Source organism: Dysgonomonas mossii, assembly GCF_004569505.1.
Classification (GTDB): Bacteria; Bacteroidota; Bacteroidia; order Bacteroidales; family Dysgonomonadaceae; genus Dysgonomonas.
This window is the reverse complement of sequence record NZ_SPPK01000003.1, coordinates 137,631-155,067: the sequence shown is the minus strand read 5'-3', so window position 1 is coordinate 155,067 and position 17,437 is coordinate 137,631. Positions and strand designations below refer to the sequence as shown.

Below are 17,437 nucleotides of genomic sequence, written 5' to 3'. Positions count from 1 at the left end.
CTTGTTATTTAATATTTAAGATTGCCTTTTCAAGTCGGGCTATTGTTTCTTCTTTTCCAATAGTTGCCGTAATATCAAACATATGAGGGCCTTTCGACTCCCCTACAACAGCCAGACGGAATGCATTCATTATATTGCCGAGATGATAGCCTTTCGATTCAATCCAGCCTTTCACTATTTCTTCCTGATTGTGAGAAGAGAAGTCTCCAATTCCTTTCAGAACTTCTGCCAGCTCGCTCAATTGAGACGGCGACTCTTCTTTCCAACGTTTCTTCACAACCTTCTCATCATAGGCAGTTGGAGCCACAAAGAAGAAAGAAGCCTGATCCCACAATTCTTTTACGAAACTTACTCGTTCTTTTACCAGACCGACAACTGTTTCTATATATTGTAACGGACATTCTATCCCTTTATCTTGCAATATAGGGTAAAAAATTGCGGCTATCTCGCTATTTGGTCTTAATTGGATATATTGGTGGTTGAACCATTTTCCTTTTTCGTAATCAAATTTGGCTCCGCTCTTACTACATTTTTCCAATGCAAAAAGTTGAATAAGTTCTTCCATCGACATTATTTCCTGATCATTACCCGGATTCCATCCCAGAAGAGCAAGGAAATTGATTACAGCTTCGGGCAGGTAGCCACTTTCACGGTAGCCTGACGAAATCTCACCACTCTGCGGGTCTTTCCATTCTAATGGAAAAACAGGAAAGCCTAGACGGTCGCCATCACGCTTGCTCAATTTTCCATTTCCTTCGGGCTTCAGCAAAAGCGGAAGGTGTGCAAATTGAGGCATAGAATCTTCCCAGCCAAAAGCCTTATACAATAATACATGCAAAGGAGCTGAAGGCAACCATTCTTCGCCACGGATAACGTGTGTTATCTCCATCAGGTGATCATCTACGATATTCGCCAAATGATATGTAGGCAAATGATCTGCCGATTTATAAAGAACCTTATCGTCGAGTACCGATGAGTTATATTTTACTTCGCCACGAATAACGTCATTCACCAATACTTCTTGCCCTGCTTCAATCTTGAATCGGACTACGTACTGATTGCCGGCATCTATGAGTGACTGTACTTCTTCTTGAGAGAGGGTCAACGAGTTTCGCATCTCTACCCGTGTAGAAGCATCGTACTGAAAGTTACTCACAGCCTCACGCTTAGCCGTCAGTTCTTCGGGAGTATCAAACGCAATATAAGCTGCTCCTTTTTGGATAAGTATATCTACATATTTTTTATAAATCTCTTTTCTCTCCGATTGCCTATATGGAGCATGAGTACCTCCAATATGTGTACCTTCATCAAACTTTAATCCCAACCATGTGAGAGCTTCGATGATATATTCTTCTGCACCCGGCACAAAACGTTGCGAATCGGTATCTTCTATACGAAGGATAAAATCGCCGTTATTTTTTTTTGCAAAGAGATAATTATATAATGCCGTACGTACCCCGCCAATGTGAAGTGGTCCGGTCGGGCTCGGTGCAAAACGCACCCTAACTTTTTGAGACATACTTTATTTTTTTAAAGAGGCTACAAAATTATACAAAATATTGCAATATAGTAAGAATAGTGACAGAAGAAATAAAAACAATGCCAGAGATGAAAATAAAAAAGCCGGAAATCTAATTTCCGGCGCTATATATTCACTAAATTACGATTATCTTTTTTGAATACGTCCTCTGCCTGAAGTGTTTGTTTGAATATCTTTATACTTAAGATTTATAATATCCACATTAGCATTTCCTGAGCTGACAACCGAAAGACTTTCAACCGATCCTGTCAAGACAACATTAGAGCCTCCGCTTACCGCCACACTTACAGCCCTCGCACTCTTTATATCCAAAGAGGAAGTACTTCCACCGGAGGAGGCAATATTTAACGTTTCTGACCTCACTTCATCTATATTATAACGAGAGCCACCCGAAACAGCAATACTAGATTCTCTCGATTCAAGTTTCTTTATATCGAAACTAGAGCCACCTGATGCTGCTATAGATATTCCCCTATTATTTTTGAGTTCGTCGGTAGAAAACTTTGATCCTCCCGAAAGTGCTATAGATTGTATATTGTTTGCCGTAAGATATACTTTCACTCTCTTATTGCTTTTACCTTTTCTATTCACTTTCAAAATACCTTTTTCTACATATACATCTATGGGCTCGGGGCTATCTATTTGTGCAGTATGGCTTTTCCCATAAGAGAAATAAACCTCAATACCCGACCTGACCTCAATACCACTATAAGAACTCAGATTTATTTTTTCAACATGTGAGGTTTTAGACGATCCGCACGAGACAAACAATACGATGATACTTAATATAGAGATACCGATAAATTTCATAATATTCATTTCTAGTTTAGTTTTATTTTATTTTTACATCTGCATAATTGCTCGATACGGTAATGGTAGCTGTTGGTCTTTTAGTTCCTATCTGCCCTTTTTTAATAACTGTAGTCGAGGTTTCGGTTTGCTCTGTGTATTTCACCGTATATTTTTTCGACACAGTCAAATCTCCTTGCACCAGTACAACATTAAATGAAGCTCCTACATTATCGGGAACACTTAATACCACATCAGAGTAATTACCTTTTACATTGATATTTGTATTTGGAGATATTGAATTAACCTTTACATCAGAATAGTTGCAAATTACATTCATTCTGGAGCGGAGATTATCAATCGATATGTCGGCATAATTAAACTTACCATCCATCTCTCCCAACGAGCCTATTTTAAAATCGCCCGAGGTAGAAGACAACTGAGCCGAAATAGCTTGCACATCATTCAATACAAAGTCACTATAAGCTCCCGACAAGTCTAATCTATTCGCCTTATCTATCTTTACTTTCGAATAAGAAGTCGACAAAACGGCATCCTGCAATTTGCTTATCGTTACTTTTCCATACTTATCCTTAATGGTTGGTCTGGCTCCCGAAAAGCTTTCTGCATCGAAGGTGCTATAAGACAAATTGGCTGAAAAAGGTGCATTAAACTCATTCATTTTTAATCTGCCATATTTTAGATCTACATTAAGTTTAACATTGCGTGGAATACTTATCACTAAGTCGATTTGATTTACACTGGAACCAAGACTAGCTATAGCCAACACTCCTTTATCCTCTGAAATTCTAACAGGATTTCTCTGATTAAGTTTGTTAAAATATTGAATCTCTAACTCTACATTCTTGGATCGGGATTCCCTTACAAATATATTTCCATATTTATGAGAGATATCGATTTCTGAAATGTTGGAGTACGTTTTAGTCTCAACTCGATCGGGAGTTTTGCCTTTCTGATTATTTGAAAAGACTTTCAAGTTATCATTATTGGATCTGGACTTCAGATTTTTACCCAATTCCGACAATCTTTCTTTATTCACTTTCAAGTTTCTCTCCAATTCCTTGAGGTTTTTGACTCCGGATTTTTCAAAATCTTCCTTCCATGCCAGCCACTGGGTAGTATCAAAGTTAAAGTCAAACTTAGAATCAAAATTAAGGGCATCGAAGTCCAAATCCATATCCGGAATCTCTATGTTCGGAATTTCTATATTAAATCTTCCTTTACCATTAATAGAGTCTTGAGGCAGATCACCCTTTATCTTTTCCGATGCTCCTAATTGAATTAGAGCAAGGCTGCACAAACCGATAAACAATATATACTTTTTCATCCCTTAATTATATTAGCATTTGGTATATTTTCCTAATTTTTGATCTATATTCTCGAGTACATGGATATTCGTTCTATAATGTTTCACCAAAAAATGAATAGCCATATCCTTATCTTCATTTTTAGAGATTTCGTTGATAAAATTATTATTACCATCTATTATTTTCTGTATATCCTTGGTCAGTCGCGCCTGATTTTCGGTATCTGTATATGCGAGTTTACACATTATATCAGCAATCTTTGCTTCCATTTTCTGATTATAATAATCATTTGTTGTTTTAAATTCATCTGTTGCTCCAATGACCTCCGGTGCAGGAATATTGCCTCCTGTATTGTCTGGTGTAGAGAATCTAACAACAACGGCTATTAGTATGGCAATGGATGCCGCCACAGATATGGCACTTATAAACCGTACCCGTTTCACTCGTTTTTCGTTCTTCAAGCTTTCTTCATTCTTACTTTTCAATAGAGCTTCGAATCGCTCCATGTGTCCGAATGATGGCTCTTGATCGTCAAACAAATCTCTGTTTCTGTCTATTTTTTTTCTTATGTCATTCATACCTTCCCTCCTTTTTTAGACGAGTTCCAATAATTTTTGTTTTGCCCTCATATATTGTATACGCACCGTTCCGGGCGCTATATTCAGAATCTCACTAATCTCTTCGTGATCATACCCCTCTATAAGGTAAAGATTTACAATCAACCGGCTCGACTCCGGCAGCTTCGTTATTGCAGTTTTCACCTGCTCTACACGATCCAATATCTGCTCCCACTCTTCGCTATCATCCGAGTCTACTATATCATATTTGATATTCTCGTTGAAATCGACAGTTTCCAAGTTTCTTTTCCTCAGCTTGTCAATAGATGTATTAATGCCTATCCTTACAAGCCATGCCTCGAAAGGGACTGAATTTTTATAGTTGTCCAAACTCGAGAATGCTTTCAGAAAGCTCTCTTGCATTGCATCCTCTGCCTCGAGACTATCATACAGAACCCTATAGCATGCATTATAAACTCTCTTATAAAAAGTAGAGTAAATCTGCATCTGAGCCAAATGTTGACCCTTCCTACACTGATCTATAATATTAGAATCGAAGCTTATCATTTAATGTTTTAGGTTACCCTTCTAATAACATCTACGGATCGAAAATAGAAGTGTTACAAAAAAAAGAATTATTTTTCAAGAAAATGATAAATTTAAGAATTAAGCATTCAATAATAATTCAAATACCTCCGTACTTTTATTTTTTTTCATAATTAAAAAGGAATTGTTGCAGCATTACTCTTATTCATTTTTTTAAACCACAGAGTAAAAAGAGTTACACAGAGTTTTTTCGCAATAAAAAAGCATCTCTCTATTTTTTTACCAGTTACTTAATTAGAAAAGTGATAAATAAATTTCAGATAAAAACAGACTGCTTGTAACGCCCACCTGCTTACCCTTAATCATTACTCTCCAATAGAAGCTTTAAGGTTTAGATAGTTGTAGGTCAGAAATCCATAAAAAATAATTAGCTTTGTGAGACTAATATTATAAAATAAAGAACGAATGAAGTCTCTAAGCTTATTTCTTTTGCTTGCAATAGGAGCTCTCACATTACCTGCACAGAACACAGTTAAAATGAGTGCAGTGAAAGGAAATGATTATGGTGTGGCGTACTCATTACCCAAAACCTCTGTTATAGTTACCCTAAACTATACAAAGACCACGAAAAAAGCCGGTGAATTCTATCAATATGCCGAGCGATACCTGAGCATAACCAATCCCATAACCGAAAATAGCGTAACCTATACTATCGACAATATAGATGCTACCACAAAAGGAATAGTAGATAAAGACAAGTCTTATCTGGTAGAATTTCGATCGAATACAACTGCACCTTTTGTCACACTGACAAAGGATGGCGTGATATGTGCGATCAACGACGACTACACTTTCCCCAAAGAAGAAGCAATACAAGCTCCGGCTAAAGTGAGTGAAACGACATTAAACCCACGCAGCTTCCTCTCCGAAGAGATTCTACGTGCAGGTTCTACAGCAAAACAAGCCGAACTGATCGCAAAACAAATCTACCGATTGCGTGAAAGCCGCACAAATATAATTACAGGCGAAGCAGACAATATGCCTCCCGATGGCAATGCTTACAAACTGGTAATGACTCAACTTGATGAACAAGAAAAGGCACTCACCGCAATGTTTGCAGGAACTGAAACAAAAGAAACAGGCACAAAAGAATTTACGATAATCCCCGATACGAAAAACATAGAGAATCGAATCATTTTCAGGTTTTCATCTAAGCTGGGAGTCGTGGATGCCAACGATCTGGCAGGAGCACCTGTATATTTATCTCTCAAAAACAAAGACCCGAGAGAAGAACAAATACTGACACCTAAAGAACAAAAAGAATTAGAGAAAAAATTCTCTGCCGGAATCATATACAATATCCCTAACAAGGCCAGCTTGCAAATAACATACAACAACAAGGATTATGTCAAAAAAGAATGCGACATCGTTCAATATGGAATTCAGGATGTGCTAACACCGAAAATGTTTGATAACAATAAATTACCAATCAAAGTGATTTTCTATCCTGAGCTGGGAGCTGTAAAACAAATTATCCAGTAATATGGCTTGGGAGATTGAACGTAAGTTTCTGGTTAAAGGAAACTACAAAGAATATGCCTATGCGCACGAAGAAATCGTGCAAGGATATCTTTCTTCGTTGAAGGAACGCACGGTAAGGGTGCGGATAAAAGGAGAAAAAGCATACATCACAATCAAAGGGATAAGCAACGAATCAGGTATTACGCGTTTTGAATGGGAAAAAGAAATTTCGATAAACGATGCCCGGGAATTACTAAAATTGTGCGAACCGGGAATTATAGATAAAATCCGGTATTATATAAAGAGCGACAAACATACCTTCGAAATAGACGAATTCAACGGTGAAAACCAAGGTCTTGTTATGGCCGAGATTGAGCTCTCTTCAGAAGACGAACAGTTTGAAAAGCCCGACTGGCTGGGAGAAGAAGTGACAGGCGATCTCCGCTATTATAATTCTTCTCTAACAAAACTTCCTTATTCTAAATGGTAATTATAAGCTTTTCTTCTTAAATTCGGATTATATTTAGTAACAGGAGGACAAAATATGATAGATACAGAAGTAAAAGTTCACGATAATTTCGCCTTAGAATTCAAAATTGGTTTTATAACAGACCAACATCAAAAGGATATAAATGAGTTCAGGATTAATACGTGGATATTCCTCCCTAACAGCCTTGACATCAATCGGTCTACATATAAAAAAGATGACTTTTACAGAGATGTAAAAAATAACCTTCGCCTGATTACCCCCGTTTATTCTCTCGAAGAAATACTAAAGGCAGGACGTGGCCCTCTTCCCCGCTTACAGAAAGCATTGGATGATCTGGCTGTAGACCCAAACAATGAAGATCTTACAGAAAGTTTTTCTTACCAAATAAAAATGTTCGTCTGCATCGTAAAGAGTGCATTAAGGCGGCATGTACAGATTATCGGAAGTACAGCAACAGACGAAAAAATAGTTTCTCATGTAGAGGCTTATATTGCCAACGTGAAGGAAATAGCATTACAATACAGGGAAAAGTGGGAAGAACTTTCTAATCCCGAGATGACAAAGCAACAGCGGGAGTTGTTTCTATTCGGAGATGACTTTCTGGGTAATATCATAGAGCAATATGCCTTTCAGATTATGAAAATACTAAAAGGCAAACCGATATTCGAAACAATCAAAGAAAGGCTATACACCTTAATTGAAAGGGAAAAAGCCCATAAAAAGAAAAGAGGGTTTATGCTACTTGAGAAAGGGCAGGAAAAACACAATAGTTTGGTAATCACGCAACGGAATATTCTGAAAAAATTCGTTGAAAGTGACCTGTTCTTACAGATTATCAGAAAAAAAGACGGGCTTTTTGCCCAGCAGCTATACTACAGTGTTGCAGCGGGAATCGCTATGATATTTGCTACGATGGTATCTTTCTTCGCCACACTGCGTTTTGGAAATTTCACTACCGACCTTTTCGTAATCCTTGTCTTTAGTTATATGTTCAAAGATAGGATCAAAGATATGATGCGCTACTATTTTTCGTCTAAGCTGGGTAAAAAATACTTTGATTCTAAACTAAAGCTGAGTATACGTAAGCAAGAGATTGGCTGGATAAAGGAGGCATTCGATTTTATAGAGGAAAATAAGTTGCCGGATGAAGTACGAAATATCAGAGCGAGAACCCCACTGGTAGAAGCAGAAAACCAGGTGTATGATGAGAAAATAATCTTATACCGAAAATGGGTAAACCTATCGAAGGATGAGATAGAAAAATACAAAGAGTATCGCCTCTCGGGAATTAATGATATTACGCGTTTCCACTTGATAAATTTCACTCATAAAATGGATAATCCATTTATCCCACTCTACTTATCAGATGCAGAGAAAGGATATGAAACGATAGAAGGGAATAAGGTATATTCATTGTACTTTATTATACAATGTAAATCCGACGAGGATGAATATTATAAAAAATACAGGGTATTATTTGACCGCAACGGAATAAATGATGTAAGCGAGCTGAATTGATCCTTCACTTTATCTTATCACTTGTATAAAGCACCAAAGCGTCATTCAAAAGCTCTTTTATTACCTCAAGAGGTAAATCTTGATTTGGATCAACTCTAAATATTTTCATCCGAGATCTGCTACCCGCTTCCAATTGGGGATGGTTCAAGTATTTTCCTTCAACGAAGAGGATATATGGTTCATCTGTCTTTTTATCAACCCAAAGATAACACAGAATTTTCGTCTTATAATAGAAGCAAGGCATTCCCCACTTCTGTGTTTCGGAAATACACTCGTCTTGGGTTAATATGATACTTCGCAATGCCAGCAAGCAGCTTTTTTGAGGCTCATCTTTATCCAAATAGAAATTGTAAAGTTCATCAATCATCACGGTTTTATTTAAAACATGGATATGCTGCCTTTATAATGGACTCGTATGAGGTAATACCTCTACTGTTACAATTCGTTTAATTGTAGCTGTCTAGTTAATAATAGCGAGCCTTAAACCAGAGCTTTTTAAATAAAGTTGACTGATAGGTTTTTACGTCTGTCTTTTTTCTTTTTCTGAATATAGGCATATACCGCAACACTTGAGACCGCAGCAACTAGAGTTATGGCTAATACTTTCTTTGTCATATCATTACGTTTTATTTAAGGACTAGTTAAAGCATAGTAAAGTTAGCAACAAAAAATCTGAAATCAATATTTTTTAGAAACAACTTTTAGAATAGTTAATCAAAATCAGGTATAAGAAAACAGCAGGTATAGCCAATATTGTGCTATCGAATCGATCGAGTATACCGCCATGTCCGGGTATCATTCCTCCCGAATCTTTTATACCTAAGGTGCGTTTAATAAGCGATTCGAAAAGGTCTCCCCATGTTCCGAATATGATTGTTATAGCTGCAAATCCTATCCAGCCCAAAGTAGACAGATTTTGATAATAATGAGCAAAAATGAATGAAGAGCCGATAGAGACTACAGCACCTCCGATAAAACCTTCCCACGATTTTTTAGGAGATATACGTTCAAATAAGCGATGTTTACCAAAAGCCATTCCTGTGAGATAAGCAAATGAATCATTTACCCAAATAAACACCAATAAAGCTAAGACATATACATAGTGATAGCTTCCCGGAGTGTAGGCAAAAACCAGATAATTAGTGATCGCAAAAGGCACGGCTATATAAAATTGCCCCAACAGAGAATATGCTATAGAGCGTATAGGGTCGGGACGCTTAAGATACAATTCACCAACAAATAAAACTAATATGTAGATACAATAAGGTACAAAAGTTACAACAGAAGCATCGACTGTATAATAATAAAAACTACCGATAAAAAGGGAAAAACCTCCAAGCACATTCCACACCCGGGTAAGGGGAACCTTTGCTCCTTTTTCGATCAATCCATAAAACTCATATAACGACAATACAGTTATGAGAGAGAATATAATACAAAATGTATATTCATTTATAAGGATACCACCTAGTAACAGCCCTACAAATACGGCTCCGGCAATAATACGAACGGCAATGTTAGGTAATCTCAAAATAATAAAGTTTTATTAGTTTGAGGCAAAAGTAGTAAAAATAAGAATATCATGTTTCCCTATTACTGAGGATATTCAGCTAATTCGTCATTCTCAGGTAAATAAATCAGTAATGGTCGGCTTATTATTGCAAATACACTCGCAATAACAAGTGTTGTCAGTTTTTGTAGTTGTGTAAGTTATGTACCTTAAGGCGTAAATATTAAAAAGAAAGGATGTTGTTAAATCCAACATCCTTTCTTTTACTAAAGTATATTTTTAAATTGATATACTTGTAAACATTTATAAATTAAGACAATGAATTATTCAGACTGATCCTCTTCCGAAATAATTCCGGGGACATCTTCGTTCTTCTTTATCTCTATTTCTATATTATCAGGCAACTCTTCGGCTTCTTTGTATAATTCTTCCGAACGAGAAACCCATTGACGTTCACCAAATACTTTCTTAAGATCATCAGCAAAAATAACCTCTTCTGTAATCAACAAGTTTGCTAGTTTTCCATGTCCGTCAGCATGTTGAAGGAGCAGTTTCTTCGCACGCTCGTATTGCTCACTGATCATATTCCGAACTTCTGTATCTATCAACAGAGCAGTTTCTTCACTATATGGTTTTGTAAAGCCGTAAGCCTCACCCGACGAATCATAATAACTTAAATTAGGCATCTTTTCGCTCATACCAAGATATGAAATCATTGCATAAGCCTGCTTCGTTACACGCTCCAAGTCGTTAGCAGCACCCGACGATATATGACCGATAAACACCTCTTCGGCAGCACGACCTCCAAGCAAAGCACACATTTCGTCCAACATTTGCTCTTTGGTAGTGATTTGTCTTTCCTCCGGCAGATACCACGCAGCACCCAAGGCTTTACCTCGAGGAACAATAGTAACCTTTACCAATGGATTTGCGTATTGCAAAAACCAGCTTAAGGTAGCATGTCCCGCCTCATGGATTGCAATTGTCTTGCGTTCATCTAAAGTTGTTACCTTATTCTTTTTCTCCAACCCACCAATAATACGGTCTACAGCATTCGTAAAATCTTCCTTCTGCACAACCTTCTTCCCTTTACGGGCAGCAATCAGTGCAGCTTCGTTACAAACGTTAGCTATATCAGCACCGGAAAATCCCGGAGTCTGTCTTGACAAGAATTCTACATCAACCGTGTCGTCAATCTTAACAGGGCGGAGATGTACTTTAAATATTTCCTTACGATCGTTCAAATCGGGTAAGTCAACTGTTATCTGACGGTCGAAACGTCCGGCACGAAGTAAGGCTTTATCCAGAATGTCAGCACGGTTTGTTGCTGCAAGAATAATAACGCCACTGTTTGTACCAAAGCCATCCATTTCAGTCAACAACTGATTTAATGTATTCTCACGCTCATCATTCGAACCCATATTCAGGTTACGACCACGAGCACGTCCAATCGCATCTATTTCATCGATAAATATAATACAAGGCGATTTTTCTTTTGCCTGCTTAAATAGGTCTCTTACACGAGAGGCTCCAACTCCGACAAACATTTCCACAAAATCAGAACCTGACAATGAGAAGAACGGAACATCAGCTTCTCCGGCAACAGCCTTTGCAAGCAATGTTTTACCTGTTCCGGGAGGGCCAACAAGTAACGCTCCTTTTGGTATTTTACCACCAATTTCGGTATAACGAGAAGGATTTTTTAGGAATTCAACGATTTCCTCTATTTCTTCTTTAGCTTCAGACAATCCGGCAACATCTTTGAACGTAACACGAAGGTCTGAACCTTTATCATATAATTGAGCTTTCGATTTTCCAACACTGAATACGCCTCCGCCTCCGCCGGAACCACCGCCCGACATACGACGCATCATATAGATAAACAAACCGAAGATAAGAATCACAGGCAAAAACCCGACAAGGATTTCTAAAGGGTTGGTACTATCTTCGTAGCTGACATCAATATCATATTTATATTCGGCTCTCACTGTTTCATAGAAGTCTGCAAACTTGTCTGCCGAAGGAATACGCACAATAATAGCCGGATTAGTACCTGCCCTGTCGGCTTCGCCTTTAAACACGCTCTTTACAGAGTCAGGTCTTACAAAAGCTTTTAAGGTACTGTTCTTTCTGTCTACTATTATTTTGTTGACACTATTATTTTTTACATACCCCTGAAAGTCAGACCAGGGAACTTCTTTCGTTACGGTGTTATCCGAAAAGAAATACATACCTATAATGGCAGCAAATACAATGAGGTATACCCAATAGAGATTGAATGGAATTTTAGGTCCTTTCAGATTTGGTTTTTTGGGGCTATTCTCTCCTTTATTATAATTATCCATATTTTTTCCTCACAATGTGTGATTTAGTTTGTTTTCAAAACTATAACAAGCGTAAATAAGATTTGTTTAAATATGCTTTATCTCAATCAATATCAGGGATTGATTCTAGTTTTGCATCCGCCCACAAATGTTCGATATTATAAAACTCACGCAATTCGGGCACAAATACATGAACAATAACCGTACCATAATCTATACCAACCCAACGGCTTTCACGTAATCCGTCGATCAGTAAAGGACGTTCTTTTTTCTTTTTCTTGAGGTAATCAACAATTTCTTCTGATATAGCAGATACTTGTATAGGAGTGTTTCCTTCGCAAATCACAAAATATTGACAAATAGTACCCGGTAATTCTGTCATATCGACAATGACGATATTTTTAGCTTTCTTCTCTTGGCATGCAGCCACAATATTGTTTACTAAGCTTTTTCCTTCTTTCATTCGTTAATTTATAGAGTCTCTTTTTTTGTTTTAGCCTACAAATATAAAGTGATTTTTTTAACTTACCACTCATATCTTATAGAAGTACAAATAATTAATTGTGTAAAGATAACTAAGTTCTTAAATTTCTTTCGGGTTTAGAAACCTTAATACCTACTTTAATAAGGATTTTTATCTTTTATTTACATAGAAATAGCTTTTATATGAGAAATAAAATATAAATGCCTGTCAGTATTGTCATTTTTTGAGACACAAGAAGGAATCAGATATCCTATTATAAGTGAAAATATAAATTTCATTCTAACTTTGTACTTATGAAGAATTATGATCTAATCACCATTATAGGACCAACGGCATCTGGCAAAACAGCATTTGCCTGCCATCTGGCACATACACTCCACACTGAGATCATAAGCGGAGACTCGCGGCAGGTATATCGCTCGATGGATATTGGAACAGGAAAAGATCTGTCAGATTATATAATAAACGGAGAAAATATACCTTATCATCTTATTGATATTCGGGAAGCCGGCGATAAATATAATATCTTCGAATATCAGCACGATTTTCACAATGTATATACAGACATAAAAAATAGGGATAAACTCCCTATCCTATGTGGAGGATCGGGGCTCTATGTAGAATCGGTACTTAGAGGATATTCATTAGTAAACGTTCCCGAAAACAAGGAACTCAGGTCAAAATATGCAGACTATAGTTTACAGGCACTCACAGAAATACTAGAGAGCTATAAAACGTTACATAACAAAACTGATGTCGATACAGCTCAAAGGGCAATAAGAGCAATAGAAATAGAAGAGTACAAAAAGACTCACCCGTTGGAGCAGAATGAATTTCCTCCCCTCAACAGTTTAGTTATAGGTGTAGATATTGACCGTGAATTACGTCGAAAAAAAATATCAAAACGTCTTAAAGCCCGACTTGAGGTTGGAATGATAGAAGAAATAAAAGACATTCTCTCTCAAGGAGTAAAACCTGACGACCTAATTTATTACGGATTGGAATATAAATATGTTACTCTATATGTCCTCGGGCAGTTGAGCTACGAAGATATGTATTCGCAATTGGAAATTGCTATCCACCAGTTTGCAAAAAGACAAATGACATGGTTTAGAGGAATGGAGAAAAGAGGAATACATATCCATTGGATAAACGCAGAATTACCGATGAAAGAAAAGATAGATAAAACGAAGTTGTTAATTAACATGAACGAATAGTCTTTTTTGTTAATATTAATTTAAAGCTAAGTACTAATTCCCTTTGTTAATGTATTTTTGAAATGATTATTTTTCAATGCCCGATGAGAATAGAAATTTTAACTGCAAGTTTATTTTTAATATACTTCAACAACCTTTTTAGCATGAGTTTCTCTCGCTTCTCTAAGTGAGTATAAATGTTATTATCTAAACAATGCAGTTCAAGTTTCAAAACAAAACATCTAAATATCACAAAATCATAAAAGCAACTTAAAAACCTCAATCAACAATGAAAAAAAAGAAAATAGGAATTCTATTCCTAGCATTAATTGGCTTTCTGGGGACTATTCAATCTCAGAATTATGAGCCGGTCGACTATGTTAGTCCTTTAGTCGGCACCCAATCGAAGTATTCGTTATCTACGGGTAACACCTATCCGGCTATCGCGATGCCTTGGGGAATGAATTTCTGGATGCCTCAGACCGGTAAGATGGGCGATGGCTGGGCATATACCTACGATGCCGACAAAATTCGCGGCTTCAAACAAACACACCAGCCAAGTCCATGGATCAACGATTATGGTCAATTTTCTATCATGCCGGTAACAGGCAAACCTGTATTTGATCAGGAAAGACGTGCCAGTTGGTTTTCACACAAGGCGGAGATAGCTAAACCGTACTATTATTCGGTTTATCTTGCCGATCACGATGTAGTTACCGAAATGGCTCCTACATCTCGTGCGGTTATGTTTCGTTTTACATTCCCCGAAGAGCAAAACTCATACGTTGTAGTTGATGCTTTCGACCGTGGGTCTTATGTAAAAATTATTCCTGCCGAAAACAAGATTATAGGTTACACAACACGTAACAGTGGTGGTGTACCTGAAAACTTCAAAAATTACTTTGTAATCGTTTTCGACAAACCATTTACATATACAGCTTCTGTTGCGGGAGGAGTTCTTTCTACCAAAAGCCTGGAAGTTAAAGACAGCCACGCTGGTGGCATTATCGGTTTCTCTACCAAGAGAGGAGAAAAAGTACATGCCCGCATTGCTTCTTCATTCATCAGCCCTGAACAAGCAGAACAAAATCTGAAAGAATTGGACGGAAAATCATTCGACCAGGTAACTGCTCAAGGACGTGCAGAATGGAACAAAACATTGGGACGTATCCAAGTAGAAGACAATAACATCGATAATCTTCGTACATTCTATTCTTGTTTATACCGCTCAGTATTATTTCCACGTTCTTTCTATGAGATAAATGCAAAGAACGAGGTGGTGCACTACAGCCCTTACAACGGAGAAGTTCTTCCGGGCTATATGTTTACAGACACAGGCTTCTGGGATACCTTCCGCTGCTTGTTCCCATTCCTAAACTTGATGTATCCGGAAATGAACACCAAGATGCAGGAAGGATTAGTGAACACCTACAAAGAAAGCGGATTCTTACCGGAATGGGCAAGTCCCGGTCACCGTGGTTGCATGGTGGGTAACAATTCTGCTTCTGTAGTAGCTGATGCTTACCTGAAAGGACTTCGTGGATACGATGCAGAAACTCTATGGCAAGCAGTCGTTCACGGAGCAAACGCTGTACACCCTACTGTAAGTTCTACCGGACGTTTAGGCTGGGAACACTATAACAAACTGGGTTATGTACCTTACGATGTAAAAATCAATGAGAGTGCAGCACGTACCCTCGAATATGCATACGACGATTGGTGTATCTATCAGTTCGGTAAGAAGCTGGGTAAACCTGAAAAAGAAATCGAAATCTACGCTAAGCGTGCGATGAACTATAAAAACCTTTTCGATCCTGAACATAAGTTGATGAGAGGAAAGAATGCAGACGGTAAGTTCCAATCTCCTTTCAATCCATTGAAATGGGGTGATGCTTTCACCGAAGGTAACAGCTGGCACTACACATGGTCGGTATTCCACGATCCTCAAGGATTGATCGATCTGATGGGAGGCAAAGCCGGCTTCAACCGCATGATGGACTCGGTATTCAATGTACCGCCATTATTTGATGACAGTTATTACGGAGGTGTAATTCATGAAATCCGCGAAATGCAGATTATGAACATGGGTAACTATGCACATGGTAACCAGCCGATACAACACATGATATATATGTACAACTATTCAGCCGAACCATGGAAAGCCCAATACTGGGTACGTGAAGTGATGGATAAATTGTATACACCTAATCCTGACGGATATTGCGGAGACGAAGATAACGGTCAGACATCTGCCTGGTATGTATTCTCTGCATTAGGATTCTACCCTGTATGCCCGGGATCGGATGAATATATCTTAGGATCGCCACTATTCAAATCTGTAACTCTAAACCTAGAGAACGGAAAGAAAGTAACGATTAAAGCAGATAACAACAGCAAAGCAAACCGCTATGTAGAGAGCATGACAGTAAATGGACAGCCATATACAAAGAACTACGTGACACACGGAGATCTTCTTGGCGGGGCAAACATCAGCTATAAAATGTCTCCTACTGCCAACCAAAACAGAGGTACAAGCGACAGCGACTTGCCATATTCGTTCTCGAAAGAATATAAGGTAACGAATACAAAAAAGAAAAAATAAGAAATGGAGCAGCCTAAAGTCAGTATTATTGTTCCTGTTCATAATGCGGGTAAATATCTTGAAAAATGTTTGACTTCTATTGTTAGCCAAACATTGAAAGAGATTGAGATCATTTTGGTTCTCGACTGCCCTACCGACGGGAGCAATGATATTGCTGAAGGTTTTGCTGCAAAAGATAAGAGAATAGTACTGATTTATAACGACGAAAATCTGCATACAGGAATCAGCAGGAATAAAGGAATAGAAGCAGCCAAAGGAAAATACATCGGCTTCTTCGATCACGACGATTATTGCGAGCCTGATATGTATGAGTTGTTATATCAAAAAGCAGAAGAAGAACGTTTAGATGTTGTAAGGTGTAACTTTCTGTGTGTTTATAAAGTGAAATCCGAATATGTAGAAGAAGGATATAAATATCCTGATAATTCTACCAATGCAACGGATAAAGAATGGTTTTATGAAAATGTATGCAGCGATAAAATTTCGTGCGTTATATGGAACCATCTGTATAAAGCTGATTTTCTGAAACAAAATGCACTATCTTTCTTAGACTCAAGAAATATTTGTTCCGAAGACAGCATTTTTTTCATAAATGTATATGATAAAATAGATAAGATCGGGCTTGTTCCGGACTTTTTATATTATCATGTCTTTCATTCTAACAATACAGGGAAAGTATACGCTTATCGATCTATCAAAAATAGAATTGCATTTTTTGAAGAATTGCATAAGTTTCTGAAAAGTAAAGGGATTAGTGAAAGCAAATGCAATGCTTTCCTATTCAAAAATGTAGTTCGTTCATTTTATAGTGCCTCTCGTCAAGCCATCCTGCTATTTCCTCTCAGAAAAGCATTTGGAGAGATAAATGCATTAAGAAAAAACAATCTGATAATGAGTCAGTTTAGATTTCTATACAAAAAAGAAAATCTATCTGCCTTATTAGAGATGAAACCGACTATTATTATCTTCTCATTTTTGATTAAATTTGGTACCCGAAAATAGATTATTGATTAAATGTTTTTTAGAAACATG

The 17,437-nt window shown here is 37.5% G+C and carries 15 protein-coding genes; 6 read left to right on the top strand and 9 right to left on the bottom strand.

Annotation, left to right across the window (positions count from 1 at the left end; translation table 11 throughout):
• Positions 1-4 precede the first annotated feature (4 nt).
• The 5 genes from gltX to E4T88_RS10600 all read right to left on the bottom strand — a co-directional run bounded on the left by gltX (position 5) and on the right by E4T88_RS10600 (position 4,781).
• On the bottom strand, positions 5-1,519 hold the full coding sequence (gene gltX / locus E4T88_RS10620) for a glutamate--tRNA ligase (RefSeq protein ID WP_135105422.1): 1,515 nt from the start codon (positions 1,517-1,519) through the stop codon (positions 5-7).
• A gap of 147 nt (positions 1,520-1,666) precedes the next feature.
• Entirely contained in the window at positions 1,667-2,359 is a 693-nt protein-coding gene (locus E4T88_RS10615; protein WP_135105421.1) for a GIN domain-containing protein, read from the bottom strand.
• A 13-nt stretch (positions 2,360-2,372) separates the two neighbouring features.
• Entirely contained in the window at positions 2,373-3,677 is a 1,305-nt protein-coding gene (locus tag E4T88_RS10610; protein ID WP_135105420.1) for a DUF4097 family beta strand repeat-containing protein, read from the bottom strand.
• A 12-nt stretch (positions 3,678-3,689) separates the two neighbouring features.
• Positions 3,690-4,235: a hypothetical protein gene (locus E4T88_RS10605; protein ID WP_135105419.1), complete on the bottom strand. Its 546-nt coding sequence runs from the start codon at positions 4,233-4,235 to the stop codon at positions 3,690-3,692.
• A 15-nt stretch (positions 4,236-4,250) separates the two neighbouring features.
• The gene (locus tag E4T88_RS10600) at positions 4,251-4,781 is read right to left on the bottom strand and encodes an RNA polymerase sigma factor (RefSeq protein WP_135105418.1); all 531 of its coding nucleotides are present in this window, start codon (positions 4,779-4,781) and stop codon (positions 4,251-4,253) included.
• A gap of 444 nt (positions 4,782-5,225) precedes the next feature.
• Between E4T88_RS10600 and E4T88_RS10595 the strand changes: the two genes are divergently transcribed.
• Genes E4T88_RS10595 through E4T88_RS10585 form a run of 3 tightly spaced genes read left to right on the top strand, consistent with a single transcriptional unit; the run spans position 5,226 to position 8,289 of the window.
• Positions 5,226-6,302 (top strand): DUF4831 family protein, encoded by a 1,077-nt coding sequence (locus E4T88_RS10595; protein WP_135105417.1) that lies wholly within the window; start codon positions 5,226-5,228, stop codon positions 6,300-6,302.
• 1 nt (position 6,303) lies between these two features.
• A complete protein-coding gene (locus E4T88_RS10590; protein ID WP_135105416.1) occupies positions 6,304-6,771 on the top strand; it encodes a CYTH domain-containing protein in 468 nt (155 codons plus the stop codon).
• A gap of 54 nt (positions 6,772-6,825) precedes the next feature.
• On the top strand, positions 6,826-8,289 hold the full coding sequence (locus E4T88_RS10585) for a hypothetical protein (RefSeq protein WP_135105415.1): 1,464 nt from the start codon (positions 6,826-6,828) through the stop codon (positions 8,287-8,289).
• A gap of 4 nt (positions 8,290-8,293) precedes the next feature.
• On the opposite strand, the gene E4T88_RS10580 is transcribed toward E4T88_RS10585, so the two are convergent.
• From E4T88_RS10580 to rsfS, 4 genes are all read right to left on the bottom strand, one after another.
• The gene (locus tag E4T88_RS10580) at positions 8,294-8,656 is read right to left on the bottom strand and encodes a DUF1801 domain-containing protein (RefSeq protein WP_135105414.1); all 363 of its coding nucleotides are present in this window, start codon (positions 8,654-8,656) and stop codon (positions 8,294-8,296) included.
• 321 nt (positions 8,657-8,977) lie between these two features.
• On the bottom strand, positions 8,978-9,820 hold the full coding sequence (locus E4T88_RS10575; RefSeq protein WP_135105413.1) for a phosphatidate cytidylyltransferase: 843 nt from the start codon (positions 9,818-9,820) through the stop codon (positions 8,978-8,980).
• A 302-nt stretch (positions 9,821-10,122) separates the two neighbouring features.
• Positions 10,123-12,144: an ATP-dependent zinc metalloprotease FtsH gene (ftsH, locus tag E4T88_RS10570; RefSeq protein ID WP_135105412.1), complete on the bottom strand. Its 2,022-nt coding sequence runs from the start codon at positions 12,142-12,144 to the stop codon at positions 10,123-10,125.
• An 82-nt stretch (positions 12,145-12,226) separates the two neighbouring features.
• Positions 12,227-12,586: a ribosome silencing factor gene (gene rsfS / locus E4T88_RS10565; RefSeq protein ID WP_135105411.1), complete on the bottom strand. Its 360-nt coding sequence runs from the start codon at positions 12,584-12,586 to the stop codon at positions 12,227-12,229.
• Positions 12,587-12,900: 314 nt separating this feature from the next.
• On the opposite strand from rsfS, the gene miaA reads away from it, so the two are divergent.
• From miaA to E4T88_RS10550, 3 genes are all read left to right on the top strand, one after another.
• The gene (gene miaA, locus E4T88_RS10560) at positions 12,901-13,824 is read left to right on the top strand and encodes a tRNA (adenosine(37)-N6)-dimethylallyltransferase MiaA (RefSeq protein ID WP_135105410.1); all 924 of its coding nucleotides are present in this window, start codon (positions 12,901-12,903) and stop codon (positions 13,822-13,824) included.
• Between the two features lie 268 nt (positions 13,825-14,092).
• A complete protein-coding gene (locus E4T88_RS10555) occupies positions 14,093-16,405 on the top strand; it encodes a GH92 family glycosyl hydrolase (protein ID WP_135105409.1) in 2,313 nt (770 codons plus the stop codon).
• A 3-nt stretch (positions 16,406-16,408) separates the two neighbouring features.
• On the top strand, positions 16,409-17,407 hold the full coding sequence (locus tag E4T88_RS10550) for a glycosyltransferase (RefSeq protein WP_135105408.1): 999 nt from the start codon (positions 16,409-16,411) through the stop codon (positions 17,405-17,407).
• The last annotated feature ends 30 nt before the right edge of the window (positions 17,408-17,437 follow it).